We start from the raw sequence: 14233 nt of genomic DNA, 5'->3' as shown, positions 1-14233 counted from the left end.
CCTCAGCTGAACCATTACATTAAAGGTGAAATCTTAGGGCAGCATTATATGCCCTTGATTTATAAGATAAAAATTTATGTTGATAGGTGATAGATATCTTCCTTCAATTTATCGTGAGGCCAAGCCGTCTACATCTTAGAAAATGCGTTAAAAGGTCAAAGAGTTAAAGTGATTTCTCGTTAAAATTAGTGATCAACATTAGGTTATGTTTTCAAGCTATTGATTTTTATACAGATTATTTTGCAAAAATGGTTTTTTGTGATCGCCTCGCTTACAGCTGCATAAAGCGTTGAATCACAGGCCCTCTCTTAGGGTCCATAAGTACTCTAGGTTTAATCACGAGGGTCAATCATGGGACTGTTTAGCTCGATTCTTGACAAGCTTGGCTTGGACGGCGTTAGTAACGAAGAGCAGCGAAAGGCTGATGTCGGCGTCATTGATGCCAGCAAAACGTCTACACGTATCGTTACCGATTCTGAAGAAACCAACGCTGCCCACAGCGCTCGTGCCGAGCAACTACAGGCTCCGGCAGCTACCGGCGTGCAAAATTCGATGGATATTTCGGCACGTCTCGATGCAATGGCTGCTAATCATAATGATCACCTGAACTGGCGCTCCTCCATCGTCGACCTGCTCAAGGTACTTAATCTGGACAGCAGTTATGAATCACGCAAGGAGATGGCCGCCGAGCTTAGGTGCCCTGCCGATAAGCTTGAAGATTCGGAGCAGATGAACAACTGGCTACACAAGGCCGTTATGCAAAAGCTGGCCGAGCACGACGGGACGGTTCCTCCCGAGCTTAAGGCGTAACCGGTTTTGGAAGGCAGGCATCCAGCTCAGGGATGCCTGTGAGACACCTCCGACGGTCAGGTATTGCCCATCAAGGGATCGCTAATCGAATGGCGGCCAGTTTCAAGTCTGCCAGCCAGACGCCGTTCCCAGCTGCCCTGATCAGCCCGAACCGTAATGTCGTACCATCCACCACTCACGCGCGTCGATATACGCTGTTTATGTGTGGCACCCGCACCAAGCTGAAACTCGTGGGGCTTTTCAAACGTATAGGGACACCGATCAATCTGAACGGTCATAGCCTGCAGGCTTGTATTGGTGATTGTCATGACCAGATTGTGGCTTTTACCGTCACGCTGCAGCCTTACTTCTGGCTGCGGAGCCTTGAGGTTGCCACGCAGTGCTCGATGAAAGCCGTTAGGCCCCAACAACCACAGGTCGTAGGTGCCATCATCTGTAATAGTGGGGACCCAGACATCACTCAACAGCTTCCCTGCCTCGATGGTATAACGGCGAGGGATATCCTCCAGATGCAGCCGATCGTATACATGCAGCACGAGACCTTGCTCGCCTGTGTTGCGCATGGTCAGGGTTAGCTGGCGCGTCTCCGGACTGGCTTCCGCTTCGACCTCGATCCGATACGGCAATGCTCGGGAAGGGCGAGCTAGACGTCGCTGCACAGGGACTTGTTGTTGGTCAGTAGGCGGAACAGGGACCTGCGGTAGCTGCTCCTGTTTTTCCCGCAACTGATCCGCTGCACGGCGAGAGGTAGTCTGCAAGGGCGGCAACAACTCCTGATTCGGATCGACAAAGTTAAAGGCAGACGTCAGATCTCCGCATACCGCTCGCCGCCAAGGACTGATATTGGGCTCTTTTACGTTAAAGCGCTTTTCCAAGAATTGCAGTACCGAAGTATGGTCGAAGACCTGCGAATTCACCCAGCCGCCTCGGCTCCACGGCGAAATGACAAACATCGGGACACGGGGCCCTGGTCCGTACACACGTCCATCGGGGGCCGGCTGTTCCTTCGAGCCAGGAGGTGCTTTGTGCTGGAACACTTCGGCATCGAAAGCAATGGTTGATTTACCTGCCAGTGTTCCATCTGCGCGTAGGGAAGGAGCGGCAGGTGGCGGCACATGGTCGAAGAAGCCATCGTTTTCGTCATAGTTGACGAGAAGTACCGTCTTGCTCCAGATCTCTGGATTTTCAGTCAGTGCATTAAGGACCTCCTGGGTATACCAGCCTCCCTGAACAGGACTGGAGGGACCGGGGTGCTCCGAATACTCTGCCGGTGCGATCAGCCAGCTCACTTGAGGCAGCTTGCCTTGTCGGATGTCGCGTCTAAAGCTCTCGAACATGGTTTCAAGGTCGTTGCTGTTCGCTGCTGGCATCGTATTACCGTTGCCTTTGTACAACGGGGCGACGGCCTCCAACGCTTCGCGATAGACGACGAAGTCGTTAAAGTCTGCAGAGGGCTGGGCGGGGTTGCCAACCTTGACGCTTGCGGCACGGTATTGGCGAAAGCCTGCATAGGCATTATCACCAAAGTTGTCCGGCAGGTACTGATAGACCTTCCACGAGACGCCCGCATCCTCAAGTCTCTCTGCATAGGTCGTCCAGTCATATCCCTCATCGGGCGGCCCCGGAGCATCCCACTCGTTGACAACCGCTGCGACGTTAGAGCCAGTGGGGCCGTTGGTACCGGTCCAAAGAAACAGGCGATTTGGTGCTGTTCCACCTGACAGCGAGCAATGGTAGGCGTCACACAGCGTGAAGGTATTGGCCAGGGCAAACTGAAAGGGCACCTCGTTACGCTCGTAGTATCCCATCGAAGTCAGCGTCTTATAGGTTGGCCATGCACTCAAACGACCGCTGTCCCAGGCCGCCTGGGTGTCTGCCCATGAATGTGGCGTGTCATGCACACGCTGGGCGTTACCTTTTCGGCTGTCGAGGTGATAAGGCAGGATAACGCGCTCTTGACCTTGCTGCTGCCAGACAGTGCGTCCGCCCAGCAATGGAATCGTCAGCCGGTCAGCAAAGCCGCGTACGCCCGGCAGCGTTCCGAAATAATGGTCGAATGATCGGTTCTCCTGCATCAGGATGACTACATGCTCGACGTCCTGAATAGTACCGGTACGGTTGTGGGCGGGAATGGCCAATGCCCGTTGGATCGAGGCGGGTAGCATGGCGATGGCCGACCCGACGGCCGCTGCCTGCAATAGATTTCTGCGGGTGAGAGAAGGCATGACTCGTTCGCTCCCTGTACGTGCTGAGGTGGTTAGCCGGAACAACTCGTTACATATTTGTACGGGTAGCAGGTAGCAGAAATATGACACCGCGAAACGATCTGGAATTTATAGGCAGGTTTATGACGCGTGTGTCTGCCAGATGAATCGGTGCGACTGGGCAGAGCCATATCGCACCCAGGCAGGGAGGTCAGGATTTTTCAGTAATAATGAATTGATTGGTGCCGAGTTTATGTGCTCCCCAGGAAACGGCGTAGCCCTGGCCAAGCCTTACCGCCTCGGAGACAGCTACCGCCTCGCTGTTGTAAACGCAAGCCAAATGCCATGGAGTGTTCCGATAAACTCCCCAGCCTTTGACCCAGTCCTGGTCGTTGGGATCTCGTTGTAGCTCACGGAGTAGCCATTTGAATTCCATAACAGCCTTCCTTGTAGCAGTGGGACAAGGTGATACAACCATGACGCCCCTCAGCGCAGCGGGCGATTCCGGCTTGTGGCAAGTGTAGCCAAGATCATTGCGTTAGCTTGGTAGACTTTCCGAAAAGGCAGTATCGACTGCAACGGCAGCGATAGCACCACGATGACATTGAACATCGAAACCCGAAGATGTTCATGGGAATGAAGGGACTGGGCGGGAAGAAAGGGCCCCGTCCCTGGGGCAGCATGCTCAGCTAGGCAGGGTATCCTGTCTGCCTGCCTATTTCATCGGCTGCCAAATCAATAACTTGAGCAACTTTTAAAAAAGATGATTTTTTTGCTAACCGTTTATCCCTTTAGACAGACGGCACGCTGTAGTGGCGAATAAATAGCAAAACGCTGCCTCTAACAAACACTACTGCCTGGTTCTGCTTGCATCATGAAGTGTCTGTCTCGCCTTACCTACATTTTTGCTGACTCATTTGCTCTTAAAGGCATCATCGACCAAGAGGGTAGCCTGACGATTACCGCAGAGCCTCTTGATGGAGGCGAGCCTTATACTTGGCGTTTTTCCGCCCGGTATTTGAAAAATGGTGCGCTGTTCCAGACGCTGCTGGACGATATAGAGCATGAGCTGCTCAAACACAACAAGCAGAAGGCGCAGTTGCAAATAGACGACCTGGTAGGAACGCCCGTAGGGCAGGTGTCTCGCTAAAGGCTCATCAAATCACCTGCTACCGTTTATTTTTTTGCCGTTGCCCCCATCTTGATTCCATTACCGCTGCGTGCCGTTGCACCGTTGGCGCTGTAATACAGTAGAGGTGTTCAACCTCTGTCTCTTCTCGACGTCAAACGTATTATCGCCTACAGCAGGATCTGACAGCCTATGAGCCTCGTCTATGGCATCTGCTCGGATGCACATTTGCATAATTGGTCAGCGTTTTCCCGTGTCGACAAGAATGGGCTCAATAGCCGTCTCGGTCATATTCTGGATCAGATTCAGATGGCGGCGCATGACCTTCGTGCGGCAGGAGGACATACGCTCTACATTACAGGTGATCTTTTTCATGTACGTGGCTCCGTTTCGCCCACGGTTCTTAATCCAACTATCGACCTGTTCACACGGCTTACGAAAGACCTGGATCTGAACATTCGTGTGTTACCAGGTAATCATGACCTTGAGTCCCGTGACAGTAGCGCGCTGGGCAATGCTTGCGAGAGCTTGCGTACCATTCCTGGTATTGAAGTGATTTCAACGCCAACGTTGTTCGAGGATGACCATGTTGTCATGGTGCCTTGGTATGACCGACTCGATGATGTCCGCCGGCATATCGACGCTTGCCTGACAGATTTGAATGCAAAAGGGGAAGCCCCCAACGCATGGACCCTGATGATTCATGCGCCAGTCAATGGTGTTCTAACCGGCTTGCCAGACCATGGCTTTAACGCAGCAGAGTTGGCCCGATACGGGTTCAAGCGCGTTTTTAGTGGGCACTACCATAACCATAAGCGCTTCAAGGGTGAGGTCTATAGCGTAGGCGCCACCACCCATCAGACTTGGAACGATATAGGGACCCGGGCAGGCTATCTCTTGGTCAGCGATACCGACGTGGTATTTCGTACCTCTTCTGCGCCCCGCTTCATGGATCTGGATATTCGCTGGGATGAGCACGAAGCCAGGGAGCAGTGCAAAGGTAATTATGTGCGGGCACGGCTGGGCGAGGCGACCGAGGAGGAGATTTCCCACCTTCGTGATCAGCTCAAGACATGGGGTGCGCTGGGAAGCCTGGTACAGGCCATCCCCTTGCCACGCTCTGCTGTTATGCAGCGTCGCTCGCCGGTCTCCAGCGCACCGACACTACGCGAATCGATCCGCGGGTGGGTGGAGGAAAACAGCACGCATGGTGACGCGCTGGTAGCACTATGCAACGACATACTCAGCGAAGCCGAGGCGATCGATCCATGAGGATACAGAGCCTTTCGATTACTCACTTCATGGCGATTGGACATGTCGAGTCGCTTCCCCTGAACGACAAAGGTCTGGTACTGATCCAGGGCGAGAACCTGGATGATACGAGCCAAAAGAGTAACGGCGCTGGCAAGTCGTCAATTGCCGACGCACTGTGCTGGGCCCTGTATGGCGAAACCGCTCGTCAGGAGTCTGGTGATGCGGTGATCAACCGTACCGCAGGAAAGGGTACAGAGGTCAGACTTGAGCTGCTTGACGAGACGGGCGCACGCTATCGCATCAGTCGTCATCGCAAGCATCGCCAATACAAGAATCAATTGCGCCTTGAGCATTTCATGGAGGGCGAATGGCAGGACCTGACCAAAGGCTCGGATAAGCTGACCCAGGTGCTGGTCGATAAGGTCATGGGCTGTTCGCGCGAAGTGTTCGTTAACGCGATCTATCTGGGTCAGGAGGCTATGCCCGACCTACCTGGGATGACAGACCGAAACCTCAAGCTCCTGGTAGAGGAGGCCGCAGGTATCCATCAGTTGCAACAGGCTTATGAGATCGCTCGGGCCCGACTTAATCAATGCAAGGTCGAGGTAGGAGAGCTCACCACTCAGGCCAAGGCCTTGGAAACAGCCATCACTACCTTTACCGCCAATGTCGAGGCGGCTGAGCAGGATCGCGAGGCGTGGATACGTCAGCAGAGCGCCGCCGTCCAGACCGCTACCCAGCACTACCATGCCGTTCGGGATGCGTTTGATACAAGCCTGGGAGAGTATCTTCAGGCACGCTTGAAAAGCCTGGACGAGCAGGCCGCGGCCGTTCGTAGCAGGATCACCGCGTCCGATGAGGAACGCCGGCAGGAGCGTATCCATGCCAAGGCGCTTCGGGAGGCGGAGCTTGCTTATGCCGCAATCCAACAGACCCTAGAGCGTGAACAAGCCAAGACCCAGCGGCTCGCTCACACGTTGGAGCACATTGACGATCAAGTAGGTACTACGTGTTCTCAATGCGGTCATGTCATCGAACCACAGGATCTTGATGCCTCACGAGACATGACCCGGCAATCCGTGAAAACGCAGCAGGAAAAGGTACTTGCGCTACAGGATCAAGCGAAGACAGCGAAAGAGGCGCTTGACCAGTTGGAAAACAGCCTACGGAATTATCGCCAGCAAATGACTGATGTTTCCGAGCAGAGTGCAACCCTGGAAGCGCTTGAGCAGCAAAGACGAAAAACCCAGGCTGAACAGCACGCCTGGCAGGAACAGGCCAGGCAGCTACAGGTGCTGAAGGAGCGCATCGCGCAGCTCGAATCAGCAAAGAATCCGCACGATTCAGCCATACAGCGTGCACGTGAGCAGTTGGTACAGGCAAGGGTGAGACAAGAAGCCTTGACGGCTACATTGAGCGCAGCGCAGCAACGGCTTGCACTGGCGGAAGAAGCCGCCCGGGTATTCAGCCCGTCAGGCGTTCGTGCGCATATTCTGGATAACGTAACCCCCTACCTGAATGCTCGGACGGCTCACTATTTGTCTACATTGACGGACGGAAACGTGACCGCAGTGTGGTCTACCATTGCATTGACGGCCAAGGGAGAGTTACGCGAGAAGTTCTCTATCGATGTGGTCAGCGCAACCGGGGGTGAAACCTTTAAAAGTCTCTCAGGAGGAGAAAAGCGTAAAGTCAGGTTAGCAACCGCCATGGCACTGCAAGATCTGGTCGCATCGCGAGCCAGTAAACCCATCAGGTTGTTTATGGCAGACGAGATTGATCAGGCCCTTGATGAGGCCGGTCTTGAGCGATTAATGTTTTTGCTGGAGGAAAAGTCCCATGACAAGGGAACGGTCCTGGTTATCAGCCATACGGATCTACGCGATTGGATTCGTAACAGCATCACTATAACCAAGGAAAACGGACAGGCTACCGTAGAAGCTGCATATACCGTCTAAGCGGTGCTGGCTCATTGGATAGCCAAAAGGGCATTTGATGCGGGCTAGTAAAAATCAGTCTGCTATTTTTGAGTGTTAGAGCTAAGCCAAGCGTCCCTGCAGGCTTGCCAATGGAAATCATGCCGCGTTGTCCTGACTCTTGCGTTCCTGGTACTTCTTGGCGGCTGACTCGAGACTGCTGACAATGCTGTCATAGACGTCAACGGTCATCTTGCTGGCGTCCGGGTAATCCGTTTCAAACTTCTTCTGAACGGCCGGGCTGCACTCGCTTACCGCATTTTCGATACGCTTGAGCTGACTCTTGTTAATGTAAACAGCAGGCTGGCGGTTGGCATTGGTCTGAGAAGCATCATTGGCATCGTCATCCTCTTGGGCAATACCTGCAAAGGCTGCCAGGGAATAACGGCGATAGTACGTAATCGCGCTACCAACCCCTTGAGGGTCCATTTTCATGCAGGGGCCCAGCAGGGTATTGCTGATCCACTGACCCGACTCGTGCATCAGTACCGTTTCGACACTGACCTTGCCATCTTCAAAGCCCGGCATTTGGACGATCGAAAGGCCGAACTTGCTCAGAATCGGTCGGGTTGTATTCAATACTTCGGCTAGATCCGCATACTTGCTTCTGAAGTGCGGATTGATGCTTCCCTTCGTGGCGTTTTCAATCTCAGCCTGTGCGGCGGCCAGGGCCTTGGCAAGGGCGTCGATGTTTTCTGACATTTTCATACAGATATCTCCAAGGCAACATACCCCTTACCGACGGGACAGGGGTGAACGTCGAGAACTGATGAGAAGGGTTTAAAGAGGCTTTCCAGGCAGTCCATCCTATATGGGGGCAAGCGGGCTAAAACCAAGCTGAAAGCCCCGAGCTGCCTGACCTTTCGTCGGATGAACACTGCCTTTAAAAGGCTTCTCAGTTATCAAACGCGCTACTACTTGGACCACAGCGAAAGCGGTTTATCTGCAAGCGTGCAAAGGTTTGTAATGGCTCAGAATTTATGAAGCGCGAGGGATATCCCATAGCTCAAGGCCTGCCCGGTCAGTTGGCGAAGCTCCTCGTCAGCGTCGTGTTTCGCTGCCTGAACAAGGCGATCACCCAGAGCACCTTCAAGGCATGCAGGCGTTGCCTTCAAAATCTCGAGCCCCTTGGCAGTGAGGACACAATCATGAGCGGTTCCAGCCACTACATCGCCATGTTCGATCAAGCCTGCATTGCCAAGCCATCTGACCGAGGCGGTAAAGAATCGAGCCTCATCCGCACAGGGATTAAAGTCATCTATTTCATTCAGGCCCGCCGCCTCGATGTGCTTTTGCATATCGGTACAAAAGAGATTACGCGGAATAGGGAAGGCCTCGTACAACTCACCAAAAAGCCGACCGACCAGATTATCGAACCGTTCAATGTTGGTAGCCATGGGCGCTCCTGAGTTGATTTCACTCCATCATAGCTGACATCGTAATGCGCAGGAGAGCACCGTCTGGCGAAAAGCGCTGTAAATCAAAGTGTTAAATATAGTCCTGCCTTTTTCTGGCTACGCCATCCCCTACTTGGGATGAGCACAGAGTTGCGCTACGATTAATCTTACGATTTTTATTCTTTACGTAAAGCGAGTAGCCATGAGCCGTAACGGTATAGACAAGGAGAAGGTGGCCACTGCCATCCGGCAGCTAAAGGAAGAGGGCCGGTCTGCCTCTGTACCTGAAATCCGGGCGCTGACAGGAGGCTCGTTTACAACTATTCAACGTTATAAAAAAGAAATCGAAGCTGACGAGCAAAGCCTTTCAGGACCGAGCGGGCGGATCAGGGCGGACATGCTGGCACTGATCGAACAACTCGAACGCAAGTTGCTGGAGAGGGCCCAGCAGGAAATAGACGAGGCCGAGCAGACGCTCGCGGTTCAGGCGAAGTCGATAAATGAAAAGCTCCAACTTGCCGATGAGCGTGCGAACGCCCAGCAAGAGCGTATCAGGGACCTGGAAGCCAGACTAGCGAAAGCCGAAGCACTCGCAGGAGATTACGCAAACCGATACAACGCAGCCAATAACGAGCTGGCCAGGCAGGCGGTAGACCTGACTCATAGCCAGCGTGAGTCGGCTGCCCGTGCCCAGCGTATCGAAACGCTAAGCGCTGAACTCAAGACGGCACGGGATGCGTTGGAAGGTTATCAGGAGGTGATGCAGCGCCAGCGGCTACAGGATCAGGTGCAGTCGGATTCCGCCGTCAGTGACTTGCGCAACCAGCATCAAGCGGTTCTGGCCGAGAATGCCTCTTTGCGGGAGCAGAACATTCAACTGATTCGGGATAATGAGCGACTCCAGGCCTTGCATACCACACAGGCCCGGCATCTGGATGACCTGGCCCGTCAACTCGATCTGGAGCGCGCCACCGGCAAGGACCTGATCAGGCAGATCGCCCGTCTGGAGGCGCGATTGGAATCGCATCAGCTTTGAGATTTGCCCTCCGGGGTAAGCTGCTCATTCAACTGCTCAACCAGGCGTTCCACCGGAACCGGTCTGCCCAACAGAAACCCCTGCGCCTGATCACAGCTCAGGATACCTAGTGCATTAAGCTGCTCGGCTGTTTCGACACCTTCTGCGGTCACAGACATCGAGAGCGCCTTGCCCAGTGCAACAATGGCCTTGATGATGGCCTGATTGCTATGGCCACCCTCGCTCAAGCTCATGATGAAGCTGCGGTCAATCTTGATGCCGTCGAATGGATACTGGCTCAAGTAGCTGAGCGAGGAATAGCCTGTTCCAAAGTCATCCATGGAAAGCTTCACACCCAGCGCCTTGAGTTCATGCATCAGGGCCAAAGCGCTCTCAGCATTATCCAACATCACGCTTTCGGTAATTTCCAGCTCAAGCCGTGCGGGCTCAAGTTGCGTTTCTTCGAGTACCTGGCGGATACGCTCTACCAGATCATTGCGTTGGAACTCGATACAGGACAGATTAACCGACACGAAAATGGGGCCTTTCCATTCGAGCGCCTCGCGACATGCCTTGCGCAGAACCCAGTCGCTCAGCGGAACTACAAGCCCGCTCTGCTCCGCAACCGGTATGAATACAGCAGGACTCAGCAAACCGCGGGTAGGGTGGCTCCAGCGTACCAGTGCCTCTGCGCCAATGATTTTTCCGTTCTGGATACTAAAGCGCGGCTGGAAGACAAGTTGTAACTCATCGCGCTGCAGTGCGGCCCGCAGGTCTTCCTCGATCTGCTGGCGTTGAAGCAGCCGCTCGTTCATCGCGCTGTCGTACAACCGCCACGTATTACGGCCTGCCCCCTTGGCTTCGTAAAGTGCAATGTCGGCAAACCGAAGCAGCTCGTTCTTGATAACCCCATGGGCAGGCGCCTGCACGATACCAATGCTGGCGCTGACATGAACCTCAAGTCCGTCAATCGTGATCGGAGTAGAAAGACAGGCCAGCAGACACTCTGCCAATACAGAAGTGTTTGGCTGCATTTGCCCAGTAAGAACAAGAACGAACTCATCGCCGCCCTGCCGGGCAATGAATACGCTGCTGTCCATACATCGCTTGAATCGGTTGGCCACTTCGATAAGGACTTTGTCACCAAACTCATGCCCCTGAGTATCGTTGACGTGCTTGAAGTCATCCAGGTCCAGATAAAAAACGGTTAAAGGACTCTCTGGTGTCGGTCCGTTTCCCAAGTGCTCCTTGAGATACCGATACATGTATGTCCGGTTGGGGAGCTGCGTCAGCGGATCATACTTGGACAGATGCTCGTAATGGGCCTGAGCTTCCATTTCGTCTGTAATGTCGCTAAGGGTCCCGCGATATCCGGATAAGACGCCCTCCGTCCAAACAGACCGAAGATAAAGATGCCCCACACGTTTATGTCCTTCGCGGTCCATGTAAAAGCATTCCAGGGCTTTTGGGGTACCTGCTGATTCCTGATCTTGTTGGGCGCTTTCCTGGAAGTCCGTTTCGCTGAAATCAATAAGCTCCTGTAGCGGCTTCCCCAGCCACTCGTGAACACTAAAGCCGGTGCTGACTGCGAACCGGTCAGAAAGATAGGTCAGCTCACGTCGGGCATTCGTCTCCCAGATCCAGTTTGAAGAAGCCTCGGCAACATCCCGAAAACGAGCCTCGCTATGCTCCAGGGCTTCATGGCTGCTGTCGATCAATGCAGCCGCGCGCAGTGATCGGCGCTTGAGTTTGATTAAAACCAGATACAGGGCAAATGCTGTAAGTACCAGCAGAGGCAGCATTACGCTTAGCAGTACACCGCCAGGACGCTCTGCCTGCCAGCTGAGCAGAAAAGGAACGCCATAGTCCTCACTTATGATAAGGCTGGCGCTATCCTTTTCTGCCGGCCCGGCTTTTAAATTGACAATGCCAGAGGCCGTACCCATCGACGCCAGCTTCTGCTGATCCAGCCGTTCAACAAAGAGCATGATAGGGAGCTGGTCTCGCCTGGGTAGATACGCCACCTGAATGGGTTGAACCAAAGCTGCCGAAACAATCGCCGGTACGCCATCAACCTGATAAAACCCCTGAACATACGTAAGCGGAGGCTCGCTCCGGAGTCGGTCCAGCATTGCCGGCAAGTCGCCTTCGATCCACTGGAGTGCATCCTTGGGGTCGACCGTATCCTTTAAAAAGGCATAACGGGTATTTTGCGAGCCGTCGACAACCAGGACGGCGTCCAGCCCATACTGCGACAGCAGCGAGCCGGCCAGCTTATCTTCTTCACGCGCCCATTTCGTATCGACCGCAGGATAGAGGTGCATGAAATTCTCCTCCCAGCGGGCATAGTCCATGAGTGTCGCCACTGTGGACTTCTTACGGGTATCGATAGCATTGCGCAAGGCCTGCTCACCACTGGTAATGGCCTTATTATCTAACGACCAGGCGATATAGCTCGTGACGGCGCCTGCCAGGGCGAACAGGCTCAACATCAGGACGGTAAACATCAACACAGAGCGACGGGTCAGCTCAGTGTGGCTTTGTGAACGAAACGGCTCGTCCTTTTTCATGGCTGGCGGGGGCGGAGAAATAGGCATGGTCAGGGAGGCGATTCGATAATCTGCTATCAGGTTGTTTTATATCGGCTTCCGTTCTCGCCGCTGTAGCAAATAATCCGGTTCAGGCGATGTGAGGCACAACCGGGCGGATCAACAGACCATCCGGCAACTTTTGACTCAAGAATTCCGCACTGATGCCGCTTCAATACGTATCACTTTGCATGTCCTCTCTGGCCCCCTTATCAAGGTTATGTCTATGAGCCTTCGCTCCCTTAAAATTGCATACCGGAGCCTGTTTTGCTTTGGCGTTATCGCGGTCATCCTGACCGGGCTGGGGGTGTTCAGCCTGGCACAGATGTCTCATATCCAGGATCAGTCTCGGAAAGTGGAACTGAACTCATTGCCCAGTATTGTTGAAAGTGACAATCTGGCCCTGCAAATGGCACGCATTCGTATAGAGGCGTTGCGCCTAATCGCGTTGCCAGATGCTGAAACACTTCGGAAGACTCAGCAAAAAATTAAGGATCTAGGGCAGTTGGTTGACGCTGGCTTTAAGCGCTATGAGCCTCTGGTCAGCACGCCGGAAGAGGACGCGGCGCTACAGCAATTGCAGCCTATCTACCGTGACTACATGGCCAATACGGATCAGCTTGTAGCATTAATGGTCAGCGGCCGGATCGATGATGCCCGTAAGCAGGTCACGGGTGGCATGGCCAGCCTTGGCTTGAGCATGAACGAGCAGACCGAGAAATTGCGTACCCTGAACCAGCAGGCAGCCAAAGCCTTTGGCGAAGATGCACAAGCGGTGTACAGCAGCTCCGTATCCATTACCCTGACGGTTATCGGCTGCGCCTTAGGCCTTACGATTCTGCTGGCCTGGCGTCTGACCTTGAGTCTGTCCAAGCCTATTCGCGAAGCTGTGCAGGCCGCGGAGGCCATCGCGTCGGGTGACCTGACCCACCGGCTGGAAACAACCGGTACAGATGAGGCCGCTCAGCTGCTCAAGGCCATGGGGAAAATGCAGGGCAATCTGCGCGATACGCTTGAGCAGATCAACCGGTCGGCTGAACAACTGGCTGCTGCGACTGAAGAAATGAACGCAGTCATGAGCGAAAGTACGCAGGGACTGCAACAGCAGAACAGTGAAATTGAGATGGCAGCCACTGCAGTCACCGAAATGAGCCAGGCCGTTGAAGAAGTAGCGGGTAACGCGACGTCGACGTCAGTCGCCTCCAAGGCAGCAGCCGAAACCGCGCGCCAAGGGCAGCGTCAGCTTAACGATACCCTCAGTGCCATTGGTGTCCTAACGGATAACGTTCTGAGCGCTTCTGAGCAGGCACGTCAGCTGGCCGAACAGACACGCAACATTAGCCAGGTGCTGGATGTCATCCGATCAGTAGCGGAGCAGACCAACCTACTGGCGCTGAACGCTGCAATCGAGGCGGCCAGGGCAGGGGACGCCGGTCGCGGGTTTGCTGTTGTAGCAGACGAGGTGCGCTCACTGGCTCACCGGACCAGCGATTCTACCCGAGAAATCGAGGCCATGATTGGCAGCATTCAGCAGGGGACTACTCATACCGTAGACGCCTTGCTGACCAGTGCAGATCAGGCCAGGCAAACCCAGGAGCAGGCTGAGGCGGCAAGCCATGCACTAGGCACAATCAACGATGCGGTCAACGGTATCGATGAGCGTAACCTGGTCATTGCCAGCGCTGCTGAAGAGCAGGCACAGGTAGCCCGAGAAGTGGATCGTAATTTGGTTCGTATTCGTGATCTGTCTATCCAGACGTCTGCAGGTGCAGAACAGACCCATACAGCCAGCCAGGAGCTTTCTCGCCTCGCTGGAGACCTAAGCGGCATGGTTCGCCGGTTCAGAGTGTGACCGACTGG

Annotated in this window: 11 protein-coding genes; 6 read left to right on the top strand and 5 right to left on the bottom strand. The window is 54.2% G+C overall.

Annotation, left to right across the window (positions count from 1 at the left end; genetic code table 11):
* Window positions 1-351: 351 nt before the first annotated feature.
* Window positions 352-810 carry a DUF3597 domain-containing protein gene (locus B3729_RS17175; RefSeq protein WP_286788512.1) on the top strand — a complete coding sequence of 153 codons (459 nt, stop codon included), beginning with the start codon at window positions 352-354 and terminating at the stop codon, window positions 808-810.
* Between the two features lie 56 nt (window positions 811-866).
* Here the strand turns inward: B3729_RS17175 and B3729_RS17170 are convergent, their stop codons facing one another.
* Together B3729_RS17170 and B3729_RS17165 are read right to left on the bottom strand one after the other, a co-directional pair.
* Complete coding sequence (locus B3729_RS17170) at window positions 867-3035, bottom strand: phosphocholine-specific phospholipase C (protein ID WP_286788511.1); 2169 nt, start codon at window positions 3033-3035, stop codon at window positions 867-869.
* A 190-nt stretch (window positions 3036-3225) separates the two neighbouring features.
* Complete coding sequence (locus B3729_RS17165; protein WP_010798486.1) at window positions 3226-3450, bottom strand: hypothetical protein; 225 nt, start codon at window positions 3448-3450, stop codon at window positions 3226-3228.
* Between the two features lie 438 nt (window positions 3451-3888).
* Between B3729_RS17165 and B3729_RS17160 the strand changes: the two genes are divergently transcribed.
* The 3 genes from B3729_RS17160 (at window position 3889) to B3729_RS17150 (ending at window position 7355) form a co-directional block, all read left to right on the top strand.
* Complete coding sequence (locus B3729_RS17160; RefSeq protein WP_019367104.1) at window positions 3889-4164, top strand: hypothetical protein; 276 nt, start codon at window positions 3889-3891, stop codon at window positions 4162-4164.
* Between the two features lie 171 nt (window positions 4165-4335).
* Window positions 4336-5415: a metallophosphoesterase gene (locus B3729_RS17155; RefSeq protein ID WP_286788510.1), complete on the top strand. Its 1080-nt coding sequence runs from the start codon at window positions 4336-4338 to the stop codon at window positions 5413-5415.
* Complete coding sequence (locus B3729_RS17150; protein WP_074825739.1) at window positions 5412-7355, top strand: AAA family ATPase; 1944 nt, start codon at window positions 5412-5414, stop codon at window positions 7353-7355. The genes B3729_RS17155 and B3729_RS17150 overlap by 4 nt, the downstream gene beginning before the upstream one ends.
* A gap of 117 nt (window positions 7356-7472) precedes the next feature.
* Here B3729_RS17150 and B3729_RS17145 read toward each other — a convergent pair whose 3' ends face one another.
* On the bottom strand, window positions 7473-8081 hold the full coding sequence (locus B3729_RS17145) for an ERF family protein (protein WP_010798482.1): 609 nt from the start codon (window positions 8079-8081) through the stop codon (window positions 7473-7475).
* A gap of 263 nt (window positions 8082-8344) precedes the next feature.
* Window positions 8345-8770, bottom strand: a complete 426-nt coding sequence (locus B3729_RS17140) for a hypothetical protein (protein ID WP_010798481.1) — start codon at window positions 8768-8770, stop codon at window positions 8345-8347.
* Between the two features lie 202 nt (window positions 8771-8972).
* On the opposite strand from B3729_RS17140, the gene B3729_RS17135 reads away from it, so the two are divergent.
* Window positions 8973-9806, top strand: coding sequence for a DNA-binding protein (locus B3729_RS17135; protein WP_286788509.1), 834 nt, complete (start codon window positions 8973-8975; stop codon window positions 9804-9806).
* Here the strand turns inward: B3729_RS17135 and B3729_RS17130 are convergent.
* Window positions 9797-12382: a bifunctional diguanylate cyclase/phosphodiesterase gene (locus B3729_RS17130; RefSeq protein ID WP_286788508.1), complete on the bottom strand. Its 2586-nt coding sequence runs from the start codon at window positions 12380-12382 to the stop codon at window positions 9797-9799. The two genes, B3729_RS17135 and B3729_RS17130, sit on opposite strands and share 10 nt — an antisense overlap.
* Before the next feature lie 217 nt (window positions 12383-12599).
* Here B3729_RS17130 and B3729_RS17125 point away from each other — a divergent pair, with 217 nt between their 5' ends.
* The gene (locus B3729_RS17125; protein ID WP_286788507.1) at window positions 12600-14225 is read left to right on the top strand and encodes a methyl-accepting chemotaxis protein; all 1626 of its coding nucleotides are present in this window, start codon (window positions 12600-12602) and stop codon (window positions 14223-14225) included.
* Window positions 14226-14233: the final 8 nt, after the last annotated feature.

It is taken from the genome of Pseudomonas sp. UBA3149 (assembly GCF_002364655.1).
GTDB lineage: Bacteria > Pseudomonadota > Gammaproteobacteria > Pseudomonadales > Pseudomonadaceae > Chryseomonas > Chryseomonas luteola.
The sequence above is the reverse complement of the archived record's forward strand: the minus strand, read 5'-3'. Positions and strand labels throughout refer to the sequence as shown.

What these genes read in the sequence shown, in the direction of transcription:
- B3729_RS17175 (WP_286788512.1), top strand. Translation starts at nt 352, where the DNA reads ATGGGACTGTTTAGCTCGATTCTTGACAAGCTTGGCTTGGACGGCGTT.
- B3729_RS17170 (WP_286788511.1), bottom strand. Translation starts at nt 3,035, where the DNA reads ATGCCTTCTCTCACCCGCAGAAATCTATTGCAGGCAGCGGCCGTCGGG.
- B3729_RS17165 (WP_010798486.1), bottom strand. Translation starts at nt 3,450, where the DNA reads ATGGAATTCAAATGGCTACTCCGTGAGCTACAACGAGATCCCAACGAC.
- B3729_RS17160 (WP_019367104.1), top strand. Translation starts at nt 3,889, where the DNA reads ATGAAGTGTCTGTCTCGCCTTACCTACATTTTTGCTGACTCATTTGCT.
- B3729_RS17155 (WP_286788510.1), top strand. Translation starts at nt 4,336, where the DNA reads ATGAGCCTCGTCTATGGCATCTGCTCGGATGCACATTTGCATAATTGG.
- B3729_RS17150 (WP_074825739.1), top strand. Translation starts at nt 5,412, where the DNA reads ATGAGGATACAGAGCCTTTCGATTACTCACTTCATGGCGATTGGACAT.
- B3729_RS17145 (WP_010798482.1), bottom strand. Translation starts at nt 8,081, where the DNA reads ATGAAAATGTCAGAAAACATCGACGCCCTTGCCAAGGCCCTGGCCGCC.
- B3729_RS17140 (WP_010798481.1), bottom strand. Translation starts at nt 8,770, where the DNA reads ATGGCTACCAACATTGAACGGTTCGATAATCTGGTCGGTCGGCTTTTT.
- B3729_RS17135 (WP_286788509.1), top strand. Translation starts at nt 8,973, where the DNA reads ATGAGCCGTAACGGTATAGACAAGGAGAAGGTGGCCACTGCCATCCGG.
- B3729_RS17130 (WP_286788508.1), bottom strand. Translation starts at nt 12,382, where the DNA reads ATGCCTATTTCTCCGCCCCCGCCAGCCATGAAAAAGGACGAGCCGTTT.
- B3729_RS17125 (WP_286788507.1), top strand. Translation starts at nt 12,600, where the DNA reads ATGAGCCTTCGCTCCCTTAAAATTGCATACCGGAGCCTGTTTTGCTTT.